23 protein-coding genes are annotated in these 23,872 nt (G+C 75.3%); 14 read left to right on the top strand and 9 right to left on the bottom strand.

Annotation, left to right across the window (positions count from 1 at the left end; all coding sequences use genetic code 11):
* Positions 1-161: 161 nt before the first annotated feature.
* The 3 genes from CNX65_RS29870 to glgX form a co-directional block, all read right to left on the bottom strand.
* The gene (locus CNX65_RS29870) at positions 162-620 is read right to left on the bottom strand and encodes a rhodanese-like domain-containing protein (RefSeq protein ID WP_177154460.1); all 459 of its coding nucleotides are present in this window, start codon (positions 618-620) and stop codon (positions 162-164) included.
* Positions 621-760: 140 nt separating this feature from the next.
* Entirely contained in the window at positions 761-1,357 is a 597-nt protein-coding gene (locus CNX65_RS29865) for a cysteine dioxygenase (protein ID WP_096496722.1), read from the bottom strand.
* Positions 1,358-1,743: 386 nt separating this feature from the next.
* The gene (glgX, locus tag CNX65_RS29860; RefSeq protein ID WP_096496721.1) at positions 1,744-3,846 is read right to left on the bottom strand and encodes a glycogen debranching protein GlgX; all 2,103 of its coding nucleotides are present in this window, start codon (positions 3,844-3,846) and stop codon (positions 1,744-1,746) included.
* A 221-nt stretch (positions 3,847-4,067) separates the two neighbouring features.
* Here glgX and CNX65_RS29855 point away from each other — a divergent pair, with 221 nt between their 5' ends.
* The 4 genes from CNX65_RS29855 (at position 4,068) to CNX65_RS29840 (ending at position 7,918) form a co-directional block, all read left to right on the top strand.
* The gene (locus tag CNX65_RS29855) at positions 4,068-4,862 is read left to right on the top strand and encodes an ABC transporter ATP-binding protein (RefSeq protein ID WP_096498070.1); all 795 of its coding nucleotides are present in this window, start codon (positions 4,068-4,070) and stop codon (positions 4,860-4,862) included.
* Between the two features lie 137 nt (positions 4,863-4,999).
* Positions 5,000-5,779: an enoyl-CoA hydratase/isomerase family protein gene (locus tag CNX65_RS29850; RefSeq protein ID WP_096496720.1), complete on the top strand. Its 780-nt coding sequence runs from the start codon at positions 5,000-5,002 to the stop codon at positions 5,777-5,779.
* Positions 5,769-6,764, top strand: a complete 996-nt coding sequence (locus tag CNX65_RS29845; RefSeq protein ID WP_096496719.1) for a class I SAM-dependent methyltransferase — start codon at positions 5,769-5,771, stop codon at positions 6,762-6,764. The genes CNX65_RS29850 and CNX65_RS29845 overlap by 11 nt, the downstream gene beginning before the upstream one ends.
* Before the next feature lie 2 nt (positions 6,765-6,766).
* Entirely contained in the window at positions 6,767-7,918 is a 1,152-nt protein-coding gene (locus tag CNX65_RS29840; RefSeq protein ID WP_096496718.1) for a THUMP-like domain-containing protein, read from the top strand.
* A gap of 41 nt (positions 7,919-7,959) precedes the next feature.
* Here the strand turns inward: CNX65_RS29840 and CNX65_RS29835 are convergent, their stop codons facing one another.
* Positions 7,960-8,892 (bottom strand): nucleoside hydrolase, encoded by a 933-nt coding sequence (locus tag CNX65_RS29835; RefSeq protein ID WP_096496717.1) that lies wholly within the window; start codon positions 8,890-8,892, stop codon positions 7,960-7,962.
* Positions 8,893-8,963: 71 nt separating this feature from the next.
* Between CNX65_RS29835 and CNX65_RS29830 the strand changes: the two genes are divergently transcribed.
* The 4 genes from CNX65_RS29830 to CNX65_RS29815 all read left to right on the top strand — a co-directional run bounded on the left by CNX65_RS29830 (position 8,964) and on the right by CNX65_RS29815 (position 11,442).
* On the top strand, positions 8,964-9,710 hold the full coding sequence (locus tag CNX65_RS29830) for an acyltransferase (protein ID WP_096496716.1): 747 nt from the start codon (positions 8,964-8,966) through the stop codon (positions 9,708-9,710).
* 35 nt (positions 9,711-9,745) lie between these two features.
* Positions 9,746-10,174, top strand: coding sequence for a protein-tyrosine phosphatase family protein (locus CNX65_RS29825; protein WP_096498069.1), 429 nt, complete (start codon positions 9,746-9,748; stop codon positions 10,172-10,174).
* Between the two features lie 195 nt (positions 10,175-10,369).
* Positions 10,370-11,164, top strand: a complete 795-nt coding sequence (locus tag CNX65_RS29820; protein WP_096496715.1) for a GAF domain-containing protein — start codon at positions 10,370-10,372, stop codon at positions 11,162-11,164.
* The gene (locus CNX65_RS29815; RefSeq protein ID WP_096496714.1) at positions 11,161-11,442 is read left to right on the top strand and encodes a hypothetical protein; all 282 of its coding nucleotides are present in this window, start codon (positions 11,161-11,163) and stop codon (positions 11,440-11,442) included. Before CNX65_RS29820 ends, CNX65_RS29815 begins: the two co-directional genes overlap by 4 nt.
* Positions 11,443-11,475: 33 nt before the next feature.
* Here CNX65_RS29815 and CNX65_RS29810 read toward each other — a convergent pair whose 3' ends face one another.
* The 3 genes from CNX65_RS29810 to CNX65_RS29800 form a co-directional block, all read right to left on the bottom strand.
* Positions 11,476-12,729: a glycosyltransferase family 4 protein gene (locus tag CNX65_RS29810; RefSeq protein WP_096496713.1), complete on the bottom strand. Its 1,254-nt coding sequence runs from the start codon at positions 12,727-12,729 to the stop codon at positions 11,476-11,478.
* A 226-nt stretch (positions 12,730-12,955) separates the two neighbouring features.
* Positions 12,956-14,455: a 1,4-alpha-glucan branching protein domain-containing protein gene (locus CNX65_RS29805; RefSeq protein ID WP_096496712.1), complete on the bottom strand. Its 1,500-nt coding sequence runs from the start codon at positions 14,453-14,455 to the stop codon at positions 12,956-12,958.
* Positions 14,452-15,198, bottom strand: coding sequence for a class I SAM-dependent methyltransferase (locus tag CNX65_RS29800; protein WP_096496711.1), 747 nt, complete (start codon positions 15,196-15,198; stop codon positions 14,452-14,454). The genes CNX65_RS29805 and CNX65_RS29800 overlap by 4 nt, the downstream gene beginning before the upstream one ends.
* 402 nt (positions 15,199-15,600) lie before the next feature.
* On the opposite strand from CNX65_RS29800, the gene CNX65_RS29795 reads away from it, so the two are divergent.
* Together CNX65_RS29795 and CNX65_RS29790 are read left to right on the top strand one after the other, a co-directional pair.
* Positions 15,601-16,389 carry an OmpA family protein gene (locus tag CNX65_RS29795; RefSeq protein WP_096496710.1) on the top strand — a complete coding sequence of 263 codons (789 nt, stop codon included), beginning with the start codon at positions 15,601-15,603 and terminating at the stop codon, positions 16,387-16,389.
* 20 nt (positions 16,390-16,409) lie between these two features.
* A complete protein-coding gene (locus CNX65_RS29790; RefSeq protein WP_157767899.1) occupies positions 16,410-18,611 on the top strand; it encodes a hypothetical protein in 2,202 nt (733 codons plus the stop codon).
* Between the two features lie 167 nt (positions 18,612-18,778).
* Here the strand turns inward: CNX65_RS29790 and CNX65_RS36485 are convergent, their stop codons facing one another.
* Positions 18,779-18,922, bottom strand: a complete 144-nt coding sequence (locus tag CNX65_RS36485; RefSeq protein WP_177154440.1) for a hypothetical protein — start codon at positions 18,920-18,922, stop codon at positions 18,779-18,781.
* Positions 18,923-18,998: 76 nt separating this feature from the next.
* Complete coding sequence (locus CNX65_RS29785; RefSeq protein WP_096496708.1) at positions 18,999-19,841, bottom strand: DegV family protein; 843 nt, start codon at positions 19,839-19,841, stop codon at positions 18,999-19,001.
* Between the two features lie 255 nt (positions 19,842-20,096).
* Between CNX65_RS29785 and CNX65_RS29780 the strand changes: the two genes are divergently transcribed.
* The 4 genes from CNX65_RS29780 (at position 20,097) to CNX65_RS29765 (ending at position 23,844) form a co-directional block, all read left to right on the top strand.
* Positions 20,097-20,876 (top strand): electron transfer flavoprotein subunit beta/FixA family protein, encoded by a 780-nt coding sequence (locus CNX65_RS29780; RefSeq protein WP_096496707.1) that lies wholly within the window; start codon positions 20,097-20,099, stop codon positions 20,874-20,876.
* Between the two features lie 20 nt (positions 20,877-20,896).
* Positions 20,897-21,856 carry an electron transfer flavoprotein subunit alpha/FixB family protein gene (locus tag CNX65_RS29775; protein ID WP_096496706.1) on the top strand — a complete coding sequence of 320 codons (960 nt, stop codon included), beginning with the start codon at positions 20,897-20,899 and terminating at the stop codon, positions 21,854-21,856.
* A gap of 225 nt (positions 21,857-22,081) precedes the next feature.
* Positions 22,082-22,852: a GNAT family N-acetyltransferase gene (locus CNX65_RS29770; RefSeq protein WP_096496705.1), complete on the top strand. Its 771-nt coding sequence runs from the start codon at positions 22,082-22,084 to the stop codon at positions 22,850-22,852.
* Positions 22,852-23,844 carry a lysophospholipid acyltransferase family protein gene (locus tag CNX65_RS29765; protein ID WP_096496704.1) on the top strand — a complete coding sequence of 331 codons (993 nt, stop codon included), beginning with the start codon at positions 22,852-22,854 and terminating at the stop codon, positions 23,842-23,844. Before CNX65_RS29770 ends, CNX65_RS29765 begins: the two co-directional genes overlap by 1 nt.
* The last annotated feature ends 28 nt before the right edge of the window (positions 23,845-23,872 follow it).

Here is a 23,872-nt window from a genome sequence, read left to right as displayed (position 1 = left end):
GATCGGGCGAGGGTGGTGGGCCGAAGGGGTGAGGGGGCGTGCGGGCGGCGGGTTGCGCGGTGGGGCGTGGACGGCGTTGTGCCCGCGGTGGGGCGCGGGTGGCGGGGCGCTGCGGGGAGGTGCGCGGGTGGCGGGGAGGTGCCCGGGTGGCGGGCGCGGGGTCAGCGGACCGCGTCGGTGGGGCCCTGGCGCACGGGCAGGCCCGCCGCCGCGTAGCCCCGGAAGCCGCCCGCCAGGTCGGTGGCCAGGGGCAGGCCCAGCTCCCGCAGGTCGCGGGCGGCCAGCGAGGAGGCGTAGCCCTCGTTGCAGACGACCACCACGCGGGTCGCGGCGGTGAAGCCCGGCAGCCGGAACCCGCCGAACGGGTCGAGCCGCCACTCCAGCACGATCCGCTCCACCGGCACCGAACCGGGGATCTCGCCCTCGGCGGCCCGGTTGTGCTCGGGGCGGATGTCGACCACCAGCACGTCGGCGGCGCGCCCGGACCCCGCACCGGACCCCTCACCGGGCGCGTCGCCGAGCAGCTCGTGCAGGCGCTGCGGGGACAACCGGTCGAGGCCCTCCCGCGCCCGCGCCAACCGCGCGTCCAGCGCGCTCGCGCCCGCCGAACCCGCGCCCACATCCGCCAAGCCCGCGCCCGCCGCGCCTGCGGCCCCCGCGCTCGCGCCCACCGGGCCCACCTCGCCCGCCTCTGCGCCCCTCGCTTCCGCCCTCCCCGCCCCTGCGTCCTCCGGATGTGCGGTGTGCAGCTCGCTCTCGCTCACGGGCCCTCCAGGTCGGCCAGCTCGCGCAGCCGGTCCAGGGGGAGCCGGTGCGCGGGCAGGGGCGGGATGGTGGTCGGGATGTCCCACAGGCTGCGGTAGTCGCGGGTCGGGACCAGCGGGGGCGAGTAGGCGTGCACGCTCGACGCGTTCGCCCCCGAGGTGTTGCGCACCTGGTGCGCCCGGCCCGCGCCGAAGCCCAGCGCGGCGCCCGCCCGCCGGGTCGCGGTGCCGACCTGGCCGCCGGGGTGCCGGAAGTCCTCGTGCAGCTCGCCCTCCAGCACGGTGAACGAGCCCGCCGCGCCGCCGTGGTCGTGCGGCTCCGTGCCCTGGCCGGGCGCCCAGGACAGCAGCCACAGCTCGACGCCCTCGGTCAGGCCCAGGCGCGCCCACCAGCGCTGCGGGCGGGTGTACCGGACCAGGTCGGTCAGCTCGGCGCGGAAGCCCGACGCCACCGAGGCGGTCAACCCGCGCAGCTGCGACGGGGTCCACAGGTCGCGGCCGGGGTGCAGCAGGGCGCGCAGGGCGTCCGCGTCGAACCGGGGGTGCAGGTCGGCGGCGGCCTCGCCGACGGGGCGGATCTGGGTCGTGGGCATGACGGCTCCTGGGTGCCACGTTCGGGGGTGCTGACGTGGGGGAGACGCGACGCTGGGACCCGCGGCGGCGAAGCGCGCGGGCGGGTGGCGGCGAGCCGATCGCTCAGCGGCCGGGAGCGCGTCGCGTCCCGCTACAGCCGCAGGAGGCGACCAGCAGCAGGTCGACCGTGCGGTCGCTCCAGAACAGGGCCACGGACGCATCGTCGCACGTCGCGGCGTTCCACGCGGCTGCTCCCACCAGTCAGGAAAACCTCCGCCGCCGAGGTTCCGCCGTCCGTGGTCCGGCGTCCGGCCGCACCCGCTGGGCCCGCCGCCCCGCCCCACGAGGCGGCGCCCGGCGGTACCGGACCGGCCCCGCACCGCCCCGGCGCCCCCGGACCGGCCCCCTACTCCGGCACCCGCAGCAGCACCAGCGACCGCCCCATCAGCGACAGCGACGCCCCCGCCGCCAGCGCCCCGCCCGCCGCCGGGGCCCCGTCCGGGGTGCTGGAGTCCAGCGCGGGCTCGTACCGCGTCCCGTACTCCGCCGACGGCAGCCGCACGTCCACCGCGTCCGCCGCCGCGTTCACCAGCAGCAGCCACGAGTCGTCCGACACCAGCTCGCCGTCCCTGGTGCGCGACAGGCTCGTCGACCCGTCGATCCACATCCCCAGGAACCGCCTGCCCTCGTCGAACCAGTCGGTCTCCGCCATCTCCTCGCCGTCGGCCCGGAACCACACCAGGTCGGGCTCGCCGTGCCGCCGCCCCTCGAAGAACTCCGGCTGCCGCAGCGCCGGGCTGTCCGCCCGCAGCGAGATCACCCGCCGGGTGAACGCCGTCATCGCGTCGCCCTCGGGCGTGGGCGCCCAGTCCACCCAGGACGTCTCGTCGTCCAGGCAGTAGGCGTTGTTGTTCCCGCCCTGCGTGCGCCACAGCTCGTCGCCCGCCGTCAGCATCGGCGTGCCGGTGGACAGCAGCAGCACCGCCAGCAGGTTCCTGGCCTGCCGCGCCCGCAGCGCCAGCACCGCCGGGTTGTCGGTCTCGCCCTCGACGCCGCAGTTCCACGACCGGTTGTCGTCGGTGCCGTCGCGGTTGTCCTCGCCGTTGGCCTCGTTGTGCTTGTGGTTGTACGAGACCAGGTCGCGCAGGGTGAACCCGTCGTGCGCGGTGATGAAGTTGATCGACTGCCAGGGCCGCCGCAGGTCGTCGGCGTACAGGTCGGAGGACCCGGACAGCCGGTAGGCCAGGTCGCGCACCCCGGTCGACCCGCGCCAGAAGTCCCGCACGGTGTCCCGGTACCGCCCGTTCCACTCGGCCCACTGCACCCCGAAGTCGCCGACCCGGTAGCCGTCGCCGGTGGCGTCCCACGGCTCGGCGATCAGCTTGCAGGTGGACAGCACCGGGTCCGAGGTGATCGCGGTCAGCATCGCCGACGACCGGTCGAACCAGCCGCCGCCTGGCCTGCCGAGCGTGGACGCCAGGTCGAACCGGAACCCGTCCACGCCCATCTCGGTGGTCCAGTACCGCAGCGAGTCGGTGACCATCCGCACCACCTGCGGCGACCCGGCCTCCAGGGTGTTGCCGCAGCCGGTGATGTCGAGCGTGCTGCCGCCGTCGGTGTGCAGGTAGTAGCCGGGCGCGTCGAACCCCCGGTAGGACAGCGTCGGGCCGTCCGGGCCGCCCTCGCAGGTGTGGTTGAACACCACGTCCATGATCACTTCGATGCCGACCGCGTGCAGCGCCGCCACCATCGTGCGGAACTCCTCGACCTCCTCGCCGGGCACCGACGCGTAGTCCGGGTGCGGCGCGAAGTACGACAGCGGCGTGTACCCCCAGTAGTTGCGCCTGCCCGCGCGGGTGAGGCCCTGCTCGTCGATGAACGCGTGCACCGGCAGCAGCTCCACCGACGTCACGCCCAGCCGCACCAGGTGCTCCACGGCCGCCGGGTGGGCGAGCCCCAGGTAGGTGCCGCGCAGCTTCGGCGGGACGTCCGGGTGCAGCTTCGTGAACCCGCGCACGTGCAGCTCGTACAGCACCGCCTCCTCGAACGGCACCTCCGGCTTCACGCCCGTGTCCGGCCCGCCCGGCGAGGCCACCACGGACAGCGGCGCGGACCCCAGCGAGTCCACCGCGGACGGCGGCCCGAGCATCGGGTCGCCCGCGTAGCCCAGCACCGCGTCCAGGTCGGTCACCTTGCCGGTGACCCGCCGCGCGTACGGGTCGACGAGCAGCTTCGCCGGGTTGCAGCGCAGCCCCCGCGACGGGTCGTACGGGCCGTGCACCCGGTACCCGTAGCGCTGACCGGGGGTGACGCCGGGGATCAGGCCGTGCCAGACGCCGAACGTCCGCTCGGTCAGCTCCACCCTGCGCTCCGCCCCGTCCTCGTCGACCAGGCACACCTCGACGGCGTGCGCCGGGGGCGCGGACACGGCGAAGCGGACCCCGCCCGCCTCCGGGTGGGCCCCCAGGGGGAACGGGCGGCCCGCGAGCACGATGGGTTCGGCAGCCATGCGTCGATGGTCGCAGGATTTGATCGTTTCGGCTGGGCCGGGAGGGCGGCGGACCGCGCTCGCGCGGGCACGATCAGCCACTTCGCCGGTGATCCCGGTCACCGCCACCCGGATGGGCTCACCCCGCTGTTCGGCGCGCGGCCCGCTTTCCACAACAATGGGGGTGGCGTTGGTGTCTGGCGAGGCGGGGCGGCGTGGAGAACGAGGATCTGGTCATCGACATGCGGGGCGTGTCGGTCCGGCGCGGGCAGGCCACTCTGGTCGGCGGCGTCGAGTGGGGCGTCGAGCTGGACGAGCGCTGGGTGGTGCTCGGCCCGAACGGGGCGGGCAAGACCACCCTGCTCCGGCTGGCCAGCGCCGAGGTGCACCCCAGCGAGGGCGAGCTGACGGTGCTGGGCGAGCGGATCGGGCGCACCGACGTGTTCGAGCTGCGCACCCGCATCGGCCTGTGCACGAACGCGCTCATGGGGCGCATCCCGCGCGACGAGAAGGCCGTCGACGTGGTGGTCAGCGCCGGGTACGCGATCATGGGCCGCTGGCGCGAGCACTACGACCAGCTGGACACCGGGCGGGCCCGCGAGCTGCTGGGGACCCTGGGCGTCGAGCACCTGGCGGAGCGCGAGTTCGGCACCCTGTCCGACGGCGAGCGCAAGCGCGTGCTCATCGCCAGGGCGCTGATGACCGACCCGGAGCTGCTGCTGCTGGACGAGCCCGCGTCCGGGCTCGACCTCGGGGCCCGCGAGGACCTGGTCGCCCGGCTGTCCGAGCTGGCGCTCGACCCGGACGCGCCGGCGAGCGTGCTGGTCACGCACCACGTCGAGGAGATCCCGCCGGGCTTCACGCACGCGCTGCTGCTGCGCGAGGGCGCCGTCGTCGCGCAGGGCCTGCTGGACGACGTGCTCACCGAGGACAACCTGGCGAAGACCTTCGACCAGCCGCTGGAGCTCCAGCGCGCGGGCGACCGCTACTTCGCCCGGCGCAAGGCCGGTGCCGCCGGAGCGGGGGCTACCGAGTAGTAGCGTCGTGCTCGCGGTTCGGGCCCGGCAGGCGCGCGCGTGCCTCGGGCGGCCCTCGCGCGCCCGCGCGCGACCGCGTCCCGCGCGCCCCGGTCCCACCCGGCGGCGCGGCGCCCGAGTGAGGTCGAGGAGGACCTGTGGCTGAGTTCGCACGGCTCGAAGTCTCCGACGGGATCGGAACCATCCGGCTCGACCGGCCGCCGATGAACGCCCTCAACCGGCAGGTCCAGGAGGAGATCAGGGCCGCCGCCACCGAGGCGTCCGCGCGGGCCGACGTGCGCGCGGTGGTCGTCTACGGCGGTCCGAAGGTGTTCGCGGCGGGCGCGGACATCAAGGAGATGGCCGACCTGTCCTACGCCGAGATGGCCGAGCGCGCCGCCGGGTTCAGCTCCGCGCTGCGGGCCGTCGAGGAGATCCCGAAGCCGACCGTCGCGGCCATCACCGGCTACGCGCTGGGCGGCGGGTTCGAGCTGGCGCTGTGCGCGGACCGGCGGATCGCGGGCGACAACGCCAAGGTCGGGCAGCCCGAGATCCTGCTCGGCGTCATCCCCGGCATGGGCGGCACGCAGCGGCTGCCCCGGCTGATCGGGCCGTCCCGCGCCAAGGACCTGATCTACACCGGCCGGTTCGTCGGCGCCGAGGAGGCGCTGCGCATCGGCATGGTCGACGAGGTGGTGGCCCCGGACGACGTGCACGCCGCCGCGCTGCGGTGGGCCGGGCAGTTCACGGCGGGGCCCGCGCGGGCCTACGCCGCCGCCAAGGCCGCGATCGACGGCGGGCTGGACACCGACCTCGGCAGCGGGCTCCGGCTGGAGAGCCAGCTGTTCGCGGCGATGTTCGCCACCGAGGACCAGAAGACCGGCATGAGGTCGTTCATCGAGAACGGGCCCGGAAAGGCGGAGTTCAGTGGCAAGTGACCCCACGACCGGCACCACCGGCGTCGAGGCCCCCCAGACCGACCCGAAGCCGCACCCGCACGCCACCGAGGACGAGGTGAAGGCCGCCTACGGCGACCCCAAGCTCGCCAACGTGCTGTACCACGACTGGGAGGCGGGGACCTACGACGAGAAGTGGTCCATCTCCTACGACGAGCGCTGCATCACCTACGCCGTGGACCGGTTCCGCGCCGTCTCCGGCGGCACGGGGCCGTATGAGCACGCGCTGGAGCTGGGCTGCGGCACCGGGTTCTTCCTGCTGAACCTCATGCAGGGCGGGGTGATCGAGAAGGGCTCGGTGACGGACCTGTCGCCCGGCATGGTCGAGGTGGCGCTGCGCAACGCGCAGAACCTCGGGCTGGACGTGGACGGGCGGGTCGCCGACGCCGAGCGCATCCCGTACGACGACAACACGTTCGACCTCGTGGTCGGGCACGCGGTGCTGCACCACATCCCGGACGTGCCCGCCGCGATGCGCGAGGTGCTGCGGGTGCTCAAGCCCGGCGGGCGGTTCGTGTTCGCGGGCGACCCCACGAACATCGGCAACTTCTACGCGCGCAAGCTCGGGCAGCTCACCTGGTGGGCCACCACGAACCTGACCAAGGTCGTGCCCGGCCTGGACGACTGGCGGCGACCGCAGGAGGAGCTGGACGAGTCCTCGCGCGCGGCGGCGCTGGAGGCCGTGGTGGACCTGCACACGTTCGACCCCGGCTCGCTGGAGGAGGTCGCGCGGGAGGCGGGGGCCGAGCAGGTCAAGGCGGTGACGGAGGAGCTGTCGGCGGCGCTGTTCGGGTGGCCGGTGCGCACCTTCGAGGCGGCCGTGCCCAGGGAGAAGCTCGGGTTCGGGTGGGCGATGTTCGCCTACCGGACGTGGCAGCGGCTGTCCTGGGTGGATGAGAACGTGCTGGCCAAGGTCCTGCCGCGCGAGGTGTTCTACAACGTGTCCGTGACGGGCCGCAAGGTCTAGTCGTGGGGTACGGCTTCAGCCTCGACGACGTGGCGTACCTGCGCTCCGACGCCGGGTGCGCCGCGCTGTCGGCGCTGTCCGGGCTGCCGCTGACCGACGCGTCGCGCCTCGCGGACGTGGCGGCGGCCCGGCGGGAGGCCGGGGAGTTCTTCGCGGCGGTGCTGGAAACGCTGCTGCTGCGGCGGAAAGCTCCGTCCAAAGTGGACTTCGTGGACGGGTTGTACACCGACGACGCGCTCCAGCAGGCCACCGCGGCCCCGGTGGCGCGGCACCGGGCGTCCCGCTTCACCGGGCCGGTGCACGACCTGACCTGCTCGATCGGCGCGGAGCTGGCGTGGTTGCCGGAGGGCTCGATCGGCTCCGACCTGGACCCGGTGCGGTTGGCGATGGCCAGGCACAACCTCGGCCCGGACGTGGGCTTGGCGCTCGCGGACGCGCTGCGCCCGGCCTCGCGCGGCGTCCCGCTGCTGGCCGACCCGGCGCGCCGCGACTCGGCGGGGCGGCGCACCTGGCGCCCGTCGGACTTCCTCCCGCCGCTGGACGGCCTCGCGCAGGCGTGTGCCGATCGGGACCTGGCGGTGAAGTGCGCGCCGGGCGTGGACTTCGCGGTCGCCCCGTGGGCCGACGAGGTCGAGGTGGTGTCGCTGGACGGGCAGGTGCGCGAGGCGTGCCTGTGGACGCGGGGCCTGGCCACGCCGGGCGTGTCGCGGCGGGCGACCGTGCTGCGCACCGGCGGCGAGCCGTGGACCCTGACCGACGCGGAACCGGACGACTGCCCGGTGGCGGAACCGGGCGAGTGGCTGGTGGACCCGGACGGCGCGGTCGTGCGGGCCGGCCTGGTGCGGCACTACGCGGCGCGCCACGGCCTGGCCCAGCTGGACGAGCACATCGCCTACCTGACGGGTCCCGTGCCGCCGCCGGGGGTGCGGGCGTTCCGGGTGGTGGAGCACGGGCGGTACAGCGAGAAGGCGCTGCGGTCGGTGCTGAGGGCGCACGACGTGGGGGTGCTGGAGATCCTGGTGCGCGGCCTGGACGTGGACCCGAAACCGTTGCGGCGCAAGCTGAAGCTGAGCGGGAGCGAGTCGATGGCGGTGGTGCTGACCAGGGTCGGGCGGAGCCCGGTGTACCTGTTGGCGCGGGCCGAGCGGACCTGAGCCGGGGTGGTCCGGAGCCGGGTTCCGGACCACCCCCCGGCTCACAACCCGCCCAGCCGCTCCGACAACCACCCCCGCAGCCCGGCCACGTCGACGTCCACCGCCACGTCCACCCGCCCCGCGTCGCGCGCCTCCAGCCGCTCGTCCACCAGCAGCGACCCGCGCCCCGGCCCGTACCCGCAGTCCACCTCCACCGGCAGCCGCCGCGTGGTCAGCAACCCAGGCCGGACCGCCTCGGCGACCGCCACCGCGTCGTGCAGCGCCATCCCGTCCCACCCCAGCAGCCCCCGGTACGCCCGCCGGTAGTCCGCCGTCATGCCCACCAGCACCCGGCCGACCTCCGAGGCCGCGCCCACCGCGTCCAGCCACGGGCCGTCGACCGAGCAGCGCATCGTCAGGTCCATCGGCACCAGCGTCGTCGGCACGTCCTCCACCACCAGCACCCGCCGCGCCGCCTCCGGGTCGCACCAGGCGTTGAACTCCGCCCTCGGCGAGATGTTCCCCGCCCCGATCGCGCCGCCCATCACCACCAGGCGCTCGATCTTCGGCTTCAGCGACGGGTGCGCGGCCAGCAGCAGGGCGACGTTCGTCAGCGGGCCCACCGCGGCGATCACCACCGGGCGGTCGGAGGCGCCGAGCAGGTCGGCCAGCAGCGCGACCGCGTCCCTGGGGTCCGGCGCGCCCGCCGGGGGCAGGGCGCCCGCGAAGCCGGACAGGCCGTCCGAGCCGTGCGCGCTCGACAGCGACGGCTGGGCGTGCACCAGCGGGCGGTCCGCGCCCGCGGCCACCGGGACGTCCGCGCGGCCCAGCAGGGCGAGCAGGCCGAGCGCGTTGCGGGTGGTGCGCTCCAGGCCGACGTTGCCGAAGGTCGTGGTCACGCCGACCAGGTCCACCTCGGGGCTCGCGGCGGCCAGCGCGAGCGCGAAGGCGTCGTCCACGCCGGGGTCCGTGTCGATGATGAGCGGAGTCGTCACGGCGGCCATCCTGGCGGGGCGCGGCGGTGGCGCGCGAGGGCGGGGTCCGCGCTCGCGGTTAGGGTTCCCGGATGACCAGCATGTGGGGCTCGTCCACGTGGTCGCGGTGGCGGGGCGCGCGCCGCGACCCCGCGCAGGCCCGCTTCCTCACCCTCGCCTCGTTGCGCTGGGTGCTGCGGCACCGCGCCTACACCCCGTGGTACCTGGTGCGGTACTGGCGGCTGCTGAAGTTCCGCGTCGCCAACCCGCACGTGGTGCTGCGCGGCATGGTGTTCCTCGGCAAGAAGGTGGAGATCCACTGCAGGCCGGGGTTCGGGCGGCTGGAGATCGGGCGCTGGGTGCACATCGGCGACGGCAACGCCATCCGGTGCCACGAGGGGTCGCTGCGGATCGGCGACAAGGCGGTGTTCGGCAAGGACAACACGGTCAACTGCTACCTGGACGTGGAGATCGGGGCCGCTACCCTGGTCGCGGACTGGGTGTACGTCTGCGACTTCGACCACGTGACGAGCGACATCACCCTGCCGATCAAGGACCAGGGGATCGTGAAGTCCCCGGTGCGGATCGGGCCGGACTGCTGGCTGGGCACCAAGGTCACCGTCACGCGGGGGACGCGGATCGGGCGCGGGTGCGTGCTCGGGGCGCACGCGGTGGTGCGCGGGGACGTCCCGGACTACAAGATCGCCGTGGGCATCCCGGCGCGGGTGGTGCGGGACCGGCGCGCGGACTACGAGGCGGGCGCCGGGACGCGGGCCGCCGTGGCGGACATGGCGCGCAAGGCCCGCGAGGCGCTGGAGAGGTCGCGGGCGGACGAGTAGACCCGGTCGTCACCGGACGGGGAGAGGGGGTGGTCGTGGTGGTCGAGTTGCCCGACGGCGCGGTGGTCACCGGTCGCGGCCTGCGCGGCGGGCCGCCCGAGGTCGAGCCGGGGTACGGGCTGTACCTGGGCGGCGCGCGGCTGCGGGCGGCGCACGACGCGGCGCTGACGTGGCCGCACGAGTGGGTGGACTGGCCGGACTTCCTGCTGCCGCGCGACGGTGGGGCGGCGGTGCGGCTGATCCACGACCTGCACCGGCGGGCGCTGGCCGGTGAGGCGGTGGAGGTCGCGTGCGGCGGCGGGAACGGTCGCACCGGGACGGTCCTCGCGTGCCTTGCCGTGCTGTCCGGCGTGCCGCGCGGGGAGGCGGTGGCGTGGACGCGGGCGCACTACCGCAAGCACGCGGTGGAGACGCCGTGGCAGAAGCGGTGGGTGCTGCGGTTCCCCGCAAACGACGTTTCGTAAAAAGTTTCACAAATGGAAGCGCTCCCATACCGCACAATTGCGTTCCACGTCCCCCGAACTGCGGTAGCGCTCTGATTCCATATATGCCGATTGCGTCAAACGGGCGTAGCGGGTGTGCCTGGCCGCTCTGTACGTTTCCACACCAGCCCGCAGTGGCGGGTTCCTTGTGTGGTTTCAGAGAGAGCTGCGCATCTCGTGTCGAAGAAGAGCATTCCGGTTCCAGTTCCTGCCCGGTACGCCATTTCCGTTCTGCTGCCCGCGCTGGCCGCGATCGCTTCCGCGGTCGCGGCCTTCGCCGAGGGCGCGGCGCGGTCCTACGGGATATGGGGTTCCGCCATCTGCGCGGTGGGGATCGCCTGCTGGGGCGTCCTGCGCGAGGTGTGGGCCAAGCGCGAGGAGGCGGATGCCCTGGCACGGGTCAAGCGCGCCAAGCACGAAGTCCTGGGTGCGGCGATCCCACTGGTCAAAGAGTTGGGCAAGCTCGCGGTGGTGTCCGCCGACGGGGCCGGGCGCGTCCCTGTGCAGGTCCTGCGGAACCGCGTGGTCGCCGCCGCCAGGACCCAGTGCGGCACCGACGACCGCGAGAACTACCGGGCCGCGCTCTACCTGTGGCGGGACGGCCACCTCACGCTCGCCGACCACGAGGGGCGGGACGGCGGCCGTGCCCCCAGGGCTGTTTTCCTCCCGGACGGGGAGTACGAGCGCTTCGTGCTCAGGCACGCCCGCGGAAGTGACCCGCTTTTCTACGAGGACCTGCTGGAGAAGGCGCCGGAGAGCTTCGGCAGCGTTTCCCCGAGGAGCTTCCGCTCCTTGATCTCGGTTCCGGTGCACGTGAGCGGCAGGTCGTTCGGCATGCTCAGCGTCGACTCCCCCGAACCGGGATCACTGACCCCGGTTGACCGCGACCATATGATCCTGCTGGCCGCTGTGCTGGCCGCCGGCCTCGCCGCGGAGGAGCGGGACGGCGAATCGCTGAAGGAGGCGTCGTGACGTTCGAGCGCGCGCTCGACGGCAGGACCGTCGACGACCTGGCCGCCGACCTCGCGGCCGTGCGGCGGCGGGTGTCGCGGGAGCGGGCCCGGCTGGTGCTGGCCTCGCGGGCGCTCTGGCGGGTCTCCGTGTGCGGGCTCGTCCTCGGGGCGGTCGGGCACCTCGGGGCCGCGCTGCACCTGCTCGGCTCCGGGGACGACGCGGTGGTCTGCGCGCTCGGCGTCGGCGTCGCGGCGCTGTTCGCCGTCGCCGCCTGGCGGCTCGGGCGCCGGGGCTGAACCACCCCGGCGCCGCCGGGAACCCGAAGTCCCCTACAGGAACACGTTCCCCGTCCCGATCTTCGGCCTGCCGAGCGCGCCGCGCTCGCGCACCACCGCCGCCCGGTACACCTCGACCGTCCCCTCCGCGATGGTCCCCCAGTCGAAGTCCGTCGCCAGCCGCGCCTTCGCCGCCCTCGCCCGCCGCCCGGCTGCGCCCCGGTCGTCCAGCACCGCGCACACCGCCCGCGCCAGCGCGTCCACGTCCCCCGGCGGGAACGACAGCCCGGTCTCCCCGTCCAGCACGACCTCGCCCAGCCCGCCCGCCGTCGACGCCACCAGCGGCGCGCCCGCCGCCGCCGCCTCCAGCGCCACGATCCCGAACGGCTCGTAGCGGCTGGGCAGCACGACCGCCGCCGCCGCCGCGATCGCCGCCGCCAGCTCCCGGTCCGACAGGTGCCCGGCGAACTCCACCGCCCGCTTCACCTTGTGCTTGCGCGCCTGCTCGACCAGCCACTCGCGGTGCGTGCCCGTGCCCGCCACGACCAGCCGCGTGCCGGGGTGCCTGCGCCGCACCCGCGGCAGGGCGGCGATCAGGTCCTGCACGCCCTTCTCCCACTCCAGCCTGCCGAAGAACAGCAGCACCGGCGCCCCGTCCGGCGAGTGCCTGCCGCGCGCCGCCTCGACGTCCGCCGCGCGCACCCGCCACCGCTTCGGCTCGATCCCGTTGTGCAGCACGGTGATCCCGGCGGGCTCGACCTCGAACAGGTGCGCCACCTCGGTCCGCATCGCCCCCGAGCAGGTGATCAGCTCGTCCGCGCGGTTCGCCAGCCACCACTCCACCGAGTGCACCTGCTGGTTCAGCGTCTGCGACAGCCACCCGCTGTGCCGCCCGGCCTCGGTCGCGTGCACGGTCGCCACCAGCGGCGCCTGCGCCGCCTCGGCCAGCGCGACCGCCGGGTGCGTCACCAGCCAGTCGTGCGCGTGCACCACGTCCGGCCGCCAGCCCTCGCGCAGCAGCGCCAGCCCCGCGCGGGTCATCGCGTGGCCCATCGCGAGCACCCACGCCACCAGGTCCCGCTCGAACACCAGGTGCGCCGGGTCCTCCGCGACCCGCACCACCCGCACCCCGCCGAGCACCACGTCCTCGGTCGGGTGGGTGACCGCGTCGGTGCCCTCGGGCTGCCTGCACAGCACCACGACCTCGTGCCCGGCCCTGACCAGCCGGTCGGCCAGCGCGTGCACGTGCCTGCCCAGCCCCCCGACGACCACCGGCGGGTACTCCCACGACAGCATCAGCACGCGCATCCGGCACCCTCGCATCCTGCGGCGACCCGCATCACAACGCCCTCGCGGCCCACAACGCCCCTGCCGCACCACGAACCCCCGCGCGCGGACCGGAAAGCCCGACGCCCCGAGGGACCCCACCACGAACCCGCCGGCGGAACGCGCCCGGCCGCGACCGCCCGGCCCCGCCCCGCCAACCCCCGCACCGCCAACCCCCGCGCCCCCGCACCGGTCGGGCGCCGCGCGGTCACAGCGCCCTCGCGTCCAGGTGCCCGAACGGCCCGGACAGCGCCCGCAGCTCCGCCGCCCGCCCCCGCGCCCGGTCGACCCGCCCGAGGTCCGCGCCCTCGCGCGCCGCCCGCAGCTCGACCGCCAGCTCCCGGAACCGCTCCGCGTGGACCTTCGCCCGGTACCGGGCGTAGTCCGCCGCGCTGTCCTTGGTCACCATGAACGCCCAGTCGCTCGACAGCGACAGCAGCGCCTCCCGCACCGCCTGGTCCGCGACCGGGTCCCGCACCGCCCCGCCCAGCCCCAGCCCCAGCAGCTCCCGCTGCAGCTCGGCGTTCGCGTGCACGAAGTCCGCCACCTGCGGCCCGCTCCAGGTGTTCCAGTCCTTGCCCGCGCCCCACGACGACGCCGGGACCTCCACCGACCCCACCACGTGCCCGGCCTCGACCGCGCCGCGCAGCGTCGTCACCCGCACCCCAGCCTCGGGCAGCGCGCGCAGCACCGACTCCAGCCACAGCGGCCCCTCGTGCCACCAGTGCCCGTACAGCTCGGTGTCGTACGCGGCGACCACCAGCGCCTCGCGCCCGTGCGCCGCCCTCAGCTCCCGCAGCCGCGCCACGACCGCGCCGACGAAGTCCTCGGTGTGCCCCCGCACCGCCGCCCGCGCGGCCTCCGGGTCGTACGGCCGCTTGTGCTCCGGGGCCACCTCGACCCCGGTCACCCGCGAGGGCTTGAGCCCGCTGGCGTGGTCGTAGGTGTGGAAGTCCCGGTAGTCCGGGTGGCCGGGGTAGCCGACCCTCGGCGACCACACCCGGTACGACACCTCCAGGTCCCGCCCGAAGCACACCACGTCCGAGTCGCCGACCCGCCTGCCCGCCCACGTCTCGTTGCCGAGCGAGGGCCCGTCCACCAGGAACCGCCGCACGCCCGCCGCCGCGTACCCGCGCTCCATGCCCGGCGCGTACCCGCACTCCGGGGCCCAGATCCCCTCCGGGCGCGACCCGAGCCGCAGCGCGGTGTCCCGCAGCCCGGTCTCCAGCGCGAACGCCCGCAGCCGCTCGTCCAGCAGCGGCTGGAACGGGTGCGCGGCCGGTCCGCCGAGCAGCTCCACCACGCCCGAGTCGACCAGCGGGCGCAGCAGCGGCGAGAACCCGTGCCGCCAGCGGCCCTCGAACCGCTCCAGCGCCACCGCCGCCTCGCGGTGCTCGCGGGCGGCCAGCTCCGGCAGCCTCGGCGCGGCCCCGTGGGCGCGCAGCTGCCAGTTGCCGAGCCAGTCGTGGACGCCGCGCAGGCAGTACGGGTCGTCCAGCTGCGCGGCCAGCACGGGCGTGACGCCGAGGGTGAGCACGTCCCGCCTGCCCTCGGCGGCGAACCGCTCCAGCAGGTCCACCACCGGCAGGTACGAGTGCGCCCACGCCTGGTAGAGCCACTCCTCGCCGACCGGCCACGCCCCGTGGTGCGCGAGCCACGGCAGGTGGCTGTGCAGCACCAGGCAGAACGTGCCCTCGGCGCCGGTCACGGGCGGACCGCCACGGCCACCAGGTCGAGGCTCGCGTCCATCTCCTCGGGGGTGATCTCGAAGTCCTCGGCGCTCACGCCCGCCACGGCGGCCAGCAGGTCGGCGGGCCACGGGTCGCCGTCCACCACGACCGCGACCTGCGCGTCGATGATCGAGCCGCCGAACCGCTCGTCCAGCGCGCGCAACCGGGGGCCGTGCCGCAGGCCGGTGAGCTCCTCGACCTCGAACCCGGCTCCGGTGAGCAGGCCGGCCAGCTCGGCGGGGGCCAGCTCCCTGGTGTGGAACGGGTTCAGGGGGGTGTCGCGGCCGGGGGAGAAGGTGATCCGGTTGGGGGTGGTGAGCAGCAGCCTCCCGCCGGGGCGCAGCACCCGCGCGCACTCGGCCAGGAACCCCTCCTGGTCCCACAGGTGCTCGATCACCTGGAGGTTCGCCACCACGTCCACGCTCGCCGCGCGCAGCGGCAGGTCGGCGAGGTTGCCGCGCACCACGGCCAGTCCGGGGTAGGCGCGGGCGGCGTGGGCGGCGGTGCGCGCGTCGTAGTCGAGCGCCACCACCCGGTCCGCGCGCTCGGCGATGAGCGCGGCTCCGTAGCCCTCGCCGCACCCGGCCTCCAGCACGACCGCTCCCGCGCAGTGCCGCAGCAGGGCGAGGTACGCCGCCTCATGCCGTCGGAACCAGTAGTTCTCTGCCTCGATGCCGGGCGCGGTCCGCTCGCCGGTGAGGGGAAGGGGCTCGACGGTCACCCGTCCAGGGTAGTTGGACGCGTGAGGGGCGTTACTCACCGGTAGAGCAGCGCTCTGCCGAACGGGTGTCACTAATCCGAGCGAAGGAGGTCGGACGTATTCACGGTCACTTGGTCGAGGCGCTTTTTTCGACGGCTACACGTTTGACACCATCGGGTGACCTGCGGGGTGGAACACTTGATCTTGTTGCTCTGCGTTTGCGCTGCAAACGCGGGTCGGCCGCGTCGGAACCCGCCCGTTGTGAGCCCTTTTCACGTGCTGGTTGGGCCGTCGGCGCGTGGCTATCCTCGGCGAATCTTCTTGGAGTCGAGCGGGGCGGGCGATGGTTCTTCGACAGCTGCGGGCGGACCCGCGCCACCACCGCCCGAGCCTCCGGCGCCCGAGCCTGCGGGCGGGGGCCTGATGCGCGCTCGCGGGCTGCCGCTGACGCCGCTGCTCGTGGGTCTGGTCGTCGTCCCCGCCTCGCTCACCGGCCTCGGGTTCGCCCTCGCCGAGGAGGAGATCACCGGGTCGCTGCCGTTCGCCCCGCCGCGCGAGCCCGCCCCGCAGACCTCGGTCCACCCCCTCGCGGGGCCGCAGCCGCCGCGCTCCGGCCCGACGCCGCGGGGCGCGCCCTTCGGGGTCGGCGGGAGCACGGGGGTCGGGCCTGGCGGGGTGGGACCCTGGACCACCGGCGTCGGGCCTGGCGGCTCCGGGACGACGGGCGCCGGGACGACCGGGTCCGGGAGCACTGGCGCAGGGAGCAACGGCGCAGGAACCACTGGCGCAGGGAGCACTGGCTCAGGGACCACCGGCTCCGGGACGGCAGGCGCGGTCCCGGTGGACCGCGCGGGCCCCGTGGCGCAGGCGCGGCGCGAGGTCGAGCGGGTGCTCGCGGAGCACTCGGCCACCGGCGTCGAGTTCGCGCCCGGCGGCGTCGAGCACGCGGGCAGGGGCGGCGCGGTGCTCGGGCGGCTCGGCGACGTGCTCGGCGGGACGGGTGGGCTCGCGGTGACGCTGGTCGCCCACACCTGGCCGGGGGAGGCCCCGGAGGGGCAGTCGTCGGTGCTGGCGCTGCGCCGCGCGGAGGTCGTGCGGGCCGCGCTGGTCGACCGGGGCGTGCCGGTGGAGTCGATCAGGACGCGCGTCGTCGCGGACCGGGCGCGCGAGGTCCCCGGCGGTGGACCGCAAGTCGACGTGCTCGTCGGGTAGTCGGGTAGGGAGTCCGGATGATGACCGGGGCGGTCGCTTTCGTGTTCGGCCTGTGCATGTTGTCGTTCGCCGCGGGCTGCGTGCTCACGGCGTGGATGCTCAGGCGCGCCGAGGACGTGGAGGAGGAACCCGCCGAGGCGGACGGCGACGGGCCGGTCGAGCGGGAGGGCGCGGCGCCGGAGGCGGGTGGGCGCGCGCAGGCGCAGCCCCCGAGCTTCCCGCCGGACGACTTCGCGACCCGGCCGATCCACCGGAACCCGGTGGTCGGCGTCGTGGGGCGGTGGGGCGGCGGCGGGGACGACCCGTGGTCGGACGGCGGCGTCGACGCGGCCGGACCGGGCGTCGCCGGGAAGCCGGACGCGGCGGACGAGGACCCCTGGCCGGACGACGGCCTCGACGCGACGGGTGGGGGCGACCCGGCCGACGCCGACCCGCGCGAGCGCCCGGTGGCGGCGCCGAAGCCGCTGATGCGCCTGGTGGACATCGCGGACCTGCTGGCGCGGGAGCGCCCGGCGCTGGTCGCCCAGCCGGAACCGGCGGAGGTCGGCGCGGGCGGCCCTGCCCCGGTGGACGACCAGCCCGCGGACAAGGAGGACGCCTTCGCGTCCGAGGAGCCGGAGGCCCCGGTGCGCCCGCAGGCGCGCACGGGCGGCCTGCGCGTGGTGCCCCTGCACCTGCTGACCGATCCCGCCGCCTACGCCGCGGAGCTCGACGCGCGCGACACCGACCGGGGCGCGGGTGACGCTGGCCGGGATGCGGGTGACGCTGGCCGGGACGCCGCCGCTGCGGCCGACCGAGGTGCGGCTGCTGCCGGACGGGCGGCTGCTGCCGGACGGGACGCGGGCACCGGGAAGCGGGGCGCGGGTGACGCCGAGCGGGTCGTGGGCTCCGGGGTGGAGCCCGAGGTGGCGGCGGAGGCCGGGTTCGCCGACGTGGACGAGCTGTCCCTGGAGGCCTCGTACCTGGTGTCCCGGCTGTCCGAGCTGGGCTGGGCGGAGGAGGTGGCGCGGGTCGTGGAGGAGGGCCGGGGCCGCACCCCGAGGGAGCCGGTCGAGCTCACCGCGACCGACCCCACACCCGGCAACGACCCCACACCCGGCAACGACCCCACACCCGGCAACCGCCCCACACCCGGCAACCGCCCGCCGATCGACAACTCGACGACCAATCACCCGACGCCCGATCGCCCAGCAGCCGATCGCTCGACGCCCGATCGCCCAGCAGTCGATCGCTCGACGGCCGATCGCCCGATAGCCGATCGCTCGACGGCCGATCACTCGACAGCCGATCGCTCGACGGTCGACCGCCCGGCGGCCGAGCAATCAGCGGTTGAGGGCCTGGCGGCCGAGCAGCCGACGACCGAGCGTCCAGCCGTTGAGGGCCGGGAAACCGAGCGTCCGGCGGCCGAGCAGCTGGCGGCCGAGCGTCCTGTGGCTGAGAGCTCGGAGACCGAGCAGCCGGCGGCCGAGCAGCCAGCGACTGGGCGTCCGGCGGCCGAGGGGCCTGTGTCTGCCGAGCACCCTGCGGCGAGCGGTGCGCCGGAGGCCCGGCCGGTCGCCGCGAAGTCCTCGTCCGAGGCCGGTGCGCCTGCCGAAGGCGCGGAGGCGGCCGGCGCAGCGGCCGTTGAGGCGGAGGCCGTGGGACCAGGGGCTGCCGAGTCGGAGAAGACCGGGACCGGGACTGGGACCGGGACCGACGCGGCGACGCCGGCAGGCGCGTCCGACGGGGTGCCGCGCGTGCCCGGACCCCGGCGGGCCGGGCGGCCCGAGGTGCCCGCGCCCAGGGGCGAGGGGGTGTCCGGGGAGCTGGTCGCCGGGCCCGAGGTGGAGTCGCCCGCCGCGCAGGACCGGGGTGTCGCACCCGTCCGGTCGGCGGACGGGTTGGTCACCGAGCCCGAGCCCGACCTGGTCGACGTGCTCGACCCGACCGACGACCCCGTCGACGCCGACGAGCCGGAACCCTCGGCCGGGCGCGCCGCCGCGGGTGGTCGGGGCGCGCGGCCCGTCGAGCCCGACCCGGTCGACGCCCTCGTCGAGCAGCGCCGGTCCGGTGACCTGGCGGACGTCGAGCCCGAGCCGGGCGTCGAGGTCGCGGGCGCAGGGTTGGAGCAGGGGCGTCCGGCGGACGGGCCCGCGCCCTCCCCGGTCAGCGCGGCCGAGGTGCCGCCGCAGGGCGGCACGGTCTCCGACGAGCCCGAGGAGCAGGTCCGCGGGCGCGGCTGAGGGCGCCGCACGCCGAGGGGGCCGCCCCACCAGGGCGGCCCCCTCGGGTCTTGCCGCGAAGCCGGTCGTGCTCAGGAGGGCGGCGCCCGCGCGGGCGCCGCGTCGTGGAGGGGACCGCCGGTCCCGGTGGGCCGCGTCCCCGCGACCCGGCCGGAGCCGGGCGCCGGTCAGCGCTTCTTGAAGCGCCTCAGCATGTCCTGGGCCTTGGCCCGCGTGCGCGGGTCGCGCGCGGCGTTCTTGACCTGCTCGGTGATCCTGCGCCCCTGCGGGCTGCGCGTGAACGCGGTGATCTTGCTGAACAGCGATGCCATGTCCTTCTCCTTCCCCGCACCGTCCAACTTCCCACCCCGCCCAACGGTCAAACCCCCACCCGAGTTCCGAACCGGGCTAAACCGGCGAAACGGTCACCCCGATGGCGCCCGGACCGACGTGCGCCCCGACCGCCGAGCTGACCGGCGCGAGCATCGCCTGCCGCACCCTCGGCACCCGCCCGCGCAGCTCCTCCAGCACCGACTGGGCCCGCTCGAGCGCGTCGAAGTGCTCCACCGCGACGTCCACCTCGAACTCGCCCGCCCGCCGCACCGCCACGTCCACGGCCCGCCGCAGCGCCCGCTCCCCGCCGACGACCCGCTCCAGCGGCACGATCCGCCCACCGTCCACGGTCAGCAGCGGCTTCACCGCGAACGCCGACCCGAGCAGCGCCGCCGCCGCGCCGACCCGCCCGCCGCGCCGCAGGAACTCCAGCGTGTCCACGTAGATCACCTCGGTGCACCGCCCCGCCGTCCGCCGCGCCGCGTCCGCGACCCTGGCCGCGTCCCCGCCCGCCCGCGCCGCCGCTGCCGCCGCGAGCACCGCGTACCCCAGGCTCGTCCCGGCCGTCCCGCTGTCCACCACGGTCACCGGCACCCGCGCCTGCGTCGCCGCCTCGCGGGCCGCCTCGAAGGTGCGGGACAGCGCGCCCGACACGTGCACCGACACCACCGCCTGCGCGCCCGCCGCCGCGAGGTCCGAGTAGGTCCAGAAGAACGCGCCGGGGTCGGGCGGGGCCGTGCTCACGGGTGTTCCCGAGCGCATCGCGGCCACCAGCTCGGCCACCGGGACGCGCGCCTCGTCGTCCGTCCGGTCGCCGAGCCTCACCTGGATCTGCACGACGCCGATGCCCATCTGGTCGGTGACGCGCTCGGGCAGGCACGCGGCCGAGTCGGTGACGATGGCAACTCTCCGGTACATGGGCCCGACGCTAGCCTGATAGGGGGTTACCGGGGGTCGCCCCCAACGGCCCCCCGAGGGTTTCCCGGTGAGCAGGGTCACGTCCCGAAGGTGCGGAACCGGCTGCTACTCGTGGGTAACATCGTGGTGGCCGACACCACCGTGCCAACGCGGTGCCGACATGGCAGGGTCACACCGGCAATCCGGCGACCCACGGCTGAAGCACGGTCGCCCAGTCACGTCCGCCGCCCGTCCGCAGGAGGTCGAAGAGGACCCATGAACATTGTCGTCCTGGTCAAGCAGGTGCCCGACACCTGGTCCGAGCGCAAGCTCAGCGACACCGACCACACCCTCGACCGCGACGCCGCGGACGCCGTGCTCGACGAGATCAACGAGCGCGCCGTCGAGGAGGCGCTGGTCCTCCAGGCCGCGCACGGGGGCGAGGTGACGGTCCTCTCGATGGGTCCCGACCGCGCGACCGACGCCATCCGCAAGGCCCTCTCCATGGGCGCGGACAAGGCGATCCACGTGTCCGACCCCGCGCTGCACGGCTCCGACGCGCTCACCACCGCCAAGGTCCTCGCCAAGGCGCTGGCGACGGTCGAGTTCGACCTCGTCATCGCGGGCAACGAGGCCACCGACGGCCGCGCGGGCGCCGTGCCCGCCATCCTGGCCGAGCTGCTGGGCCTGCCCCAGCTCACGCACGTCCGCAAGGTCACCGTCGAGGGCGGCGTGGTCAAGGCCGTCCGGGAGACCGACGAGGGCGTCGCGCACCTGGAGGCGGGCCTCCCGGCCGTGCTGAGCGTCAACGAGAAGATCAACGAGCCCCGGTACCCGTCCTTCAAGGGCATCATGGCCGCGAAGAAGAAGCCGGTGACCACCCTCACCGCCGCGGACCTCGGTCTGGGCGCGGACGAGGTCGGTCTCGGCGCCGCGTGGACGCAGGTCGTCGAGGCGGCTCCCAAGCCGCCGCGCACCGCCGGTCAGCGCGTCGAGGACGAGGGCGACGGCGGTTCCAAGATCGCCGAGTACCTCGTCGGCCAGAAGCTCATCTGAAGGGGAAGGGGGAACAAGGAATGCCTGAGGTCCTGGTCCTCGTCGACCACGTCGACGGCGAGGTCAAGAAGGTCACCCATGAGCTGCTATCCGCCGCGCGCCGTATCGGCGACCCGGCCGCGGTGGTGGTCGGATCGCCCGGCGTCACGGGCAAGGTGAAGGACTCCCTGGCCCGCTACGGCGCGGTCAAGGTCTACGCGGCCGAGTCCGCCGACGCGGACGCCCTCCTGGTCACCCCGAAGGTCGACGCCCTGCAGGCCGTCGCCGCCACCGCCTCCCCGGCCGCCGTGCTGATCTCGGCGACGCTGGAGGGCAAGGAGGTCGCGGGTCGGCTGGCCGCGCGGCTGGGCTCCGGCCTGCTGTACGACGCGGTCGACGTGGACGCCGACGGCTCCGTGACGCAGTCCGTCTTCGGCGGCGCGTTCGTGGTCAAGGCCAAGTCCACCCGGGGCGTGCCGGTCATCGCCGTGCGCCCCGGCGCCGTCGAGGCCGAGGAGGCCCCGGCCGAGGCGGCCGAGGTCGCCGTCGAGCTGCCCGCCACCGACGCCGCCAAGGTCACCAGGGTGACCGGCCGCGAGGTCCTGGTCGGCGGCGACCGGCCCGAGCTGACCGAGGCGACCGTCGTCGTCGCGGGTGGCCGGGGCGTCGGCAGCGCGGAGAAGTTCGACGTCGTGGAGAAGCTCGCGGACGTGCTCGGCGCGGCCGTCGGCGCCTCCCGCGCGGCGGTCGACTCCGGCTACTACCCGCACCAGTTCCAGGTCGGCCAGACCGGCAAGACGGTGTCGCCGCAGCTGTACATCGCGCTCGGCATCTCCGGCGCGATCCAGCACCGGGCCGGGATGCAGACCTCGAAGACCATCATCGCGGTCAACAAGGACCCGGAGGCCCCGATCTTCGAGATCGCGGACTACGGCGTGGTGGGCGACCTGTTCACCGTCGTCCCGCAGCTGACCGGCGAGGTCGAGAAGCGCAAGGGCTGAGCACCCGCTCCAGCCAGGTCCGAGGGCCGTCCCGCGACGCGGGGCGGCCCTCCGGCTCTTCCCCCTGGAACTCCCCGGATTTCGACGAGCGGACCACCGGCGGATTGCCGGGAGGCGTACCCGGCGGAAATGCCGATCACCCCGGCGCGCAGTTCACCCGGCTGCCACCGAGGCGTCACCGGAAAAACCTGACAACCGTCGCCGAGCGCTCGGTACACACGTGCCATGACGCAGCCGCAACTGCTTGTCAGCACCGGGAGCACCGCCGAGCGCGGCGCGGGCTACTCCCTCCTGGTCGCCAGGGACGGCGACGAGGTCGTCGCCGCGCAACGCCTGCGGCACCGGGTCTTCGCCGAGGAGATGGGCGCGGCCCTGAGCACCCCCGTCCCCGGCCTCGACATCGACCCCTTCGACGAGTTCTGCGACCACCTCGTGGTCCGCGACGACGCCACCGGCGAGATCGTGGGCACCTACCGGATGCTGCCGCCGGAGCGGGCGCGCGAGGCGGGCGGCCTCTACTCCGACACCGAGTTCGACCTGACCGCGCTCGACGGCCTGCGCCCGCAGATCGTCGAGACCGGCCGCTCCTGCGTGCACCCCGACCACCGCTCCGGCGCGGTCGTCTCCCTGGTGTGGGCCGGGATCGCCCGGTACATGCTGCTGTCCGGGCACTCCTGGCTGGTCGGCTGCGCCTCCGTGCCGCTGGGCGACGGCGGCGCGCACGCGGCGGGCGTGTGGGACCAGGTGTCGGCCAAGAACCTCGCCCCCGAGGAGCACCGGGTCGTGCCGCGCTCGCCGTGGGACGTGGACGCGGTCGCGCGCGGCGGGCGGGTCGCGGTGCCGCCGCTGCTCAAGGGGTACCTGCGGCTCGGCGCGTGGGTGTGCGGGCGGCCCGCGCACGACCCGGCGTTCGGCGTGGCGGACCTGCTCGTGCTGCTGTCCATGGAGCGGGTCGACCAGCGGTACCTGAAGTTCTTCCTGGGCGAGGTCGGCTGATGGCCGCGCACGCCTGGATGCCCCTGTCGCCGTGCGGCGACGGGTGCGTGGCCGAGGGCGCGACGGTCGGCAGGGCGCGGGCGGCGCTGCGGTTCGCCGGGCTGGCGGGCGTGCTGGCCGCCGGGGCGCTCGTGGCGCCTGCCGCGCTGGTGCTGCGCGGGCGGGCGCGGGAAGCGCTGCTGCGCGGGTGGTTCCGGCTGATGGTGCGGGCCTCCGGGGTCGAGGCGCGCGTGGTGGGGGAGCGGCGGTTCCAGGGCACGCCGGGGCGCGGGGTGCTCGTGGTCGCCAACCACGTGTCCTGGTTGGACGAGCTGGTCATCGACTCGGTGCAGCCCATCCGGATCGTCGCCAAGCGCGACATCCGGTCGTGGCCGGTGCTCGGCTGGGTCATCACCGCCGCGCGCACCGTCTACCTGGACCGGGAGCGGCTGCGGCTGCTGCCGGGGACGGTCGCGGAGCTGGCGGCGGCGCTGCGGTCCGGCGCGGCGGTGGGGGTGCACGCGGAGGGGACGACCTGGTGCGGCAGCGAGTCGGGGCCGTTCCGGCCCGCGCTGTTCCAGGCCGCGCTCGACGCGGGCGTGCCGGTGCGGCCGGTGGCGCTGCGGTACCTGCGCGGCGGGGTGGCGACCACGCGGCCCGCGTACGTGGGGGCGGACGGGCTGCTGGACGCGATCTGGCGGGTGGTGCGGACCGGCGGGCTGGTCGTGGAGGTGCACGTGCTGGACGAGATCGCGCCCGGCCGCGCGGCCGACCGGCGGGAGCTGGCGGCGCTGGCGCAGTCGGCCACCGAGCGGGTGCTGCCGCCGGGGACGGCGGTGGGGGCGGGGCACCGGGCCGTCGTGGCGGCGCGGGCTCCGGGGATGGTCGCGCCGGGGGTTCCGGCCGGGGTGGTCCTGCCGCCGGTGGTCCTGCCGCCGGGCGCGGCGAGCGCCGAGGTGGTCGTCCCGCGCCGGGGCAGGAGCGGTCGGCGGCGGCTGAGCCGGAAGGGCTGACGGGCGTGCGGTCCGAGTGGCGGCGGGA

Origin of the sequence: Actinosynnema pretiosum, assembly GCF_002354875.1 — a bacterium.
Taxonomy (GTDB): domain Bacteria; phylum Actinomycetota; class Actinomycetes; order Mycobacteriales; family Pseudonocardiaceae; genus Actinosynnema; species Actinosynnema auranticum.
Note: the sequence above shows the minus strand (reverse complement) of the source record. Positions and strands in the feature narration are given on the sequence as shown.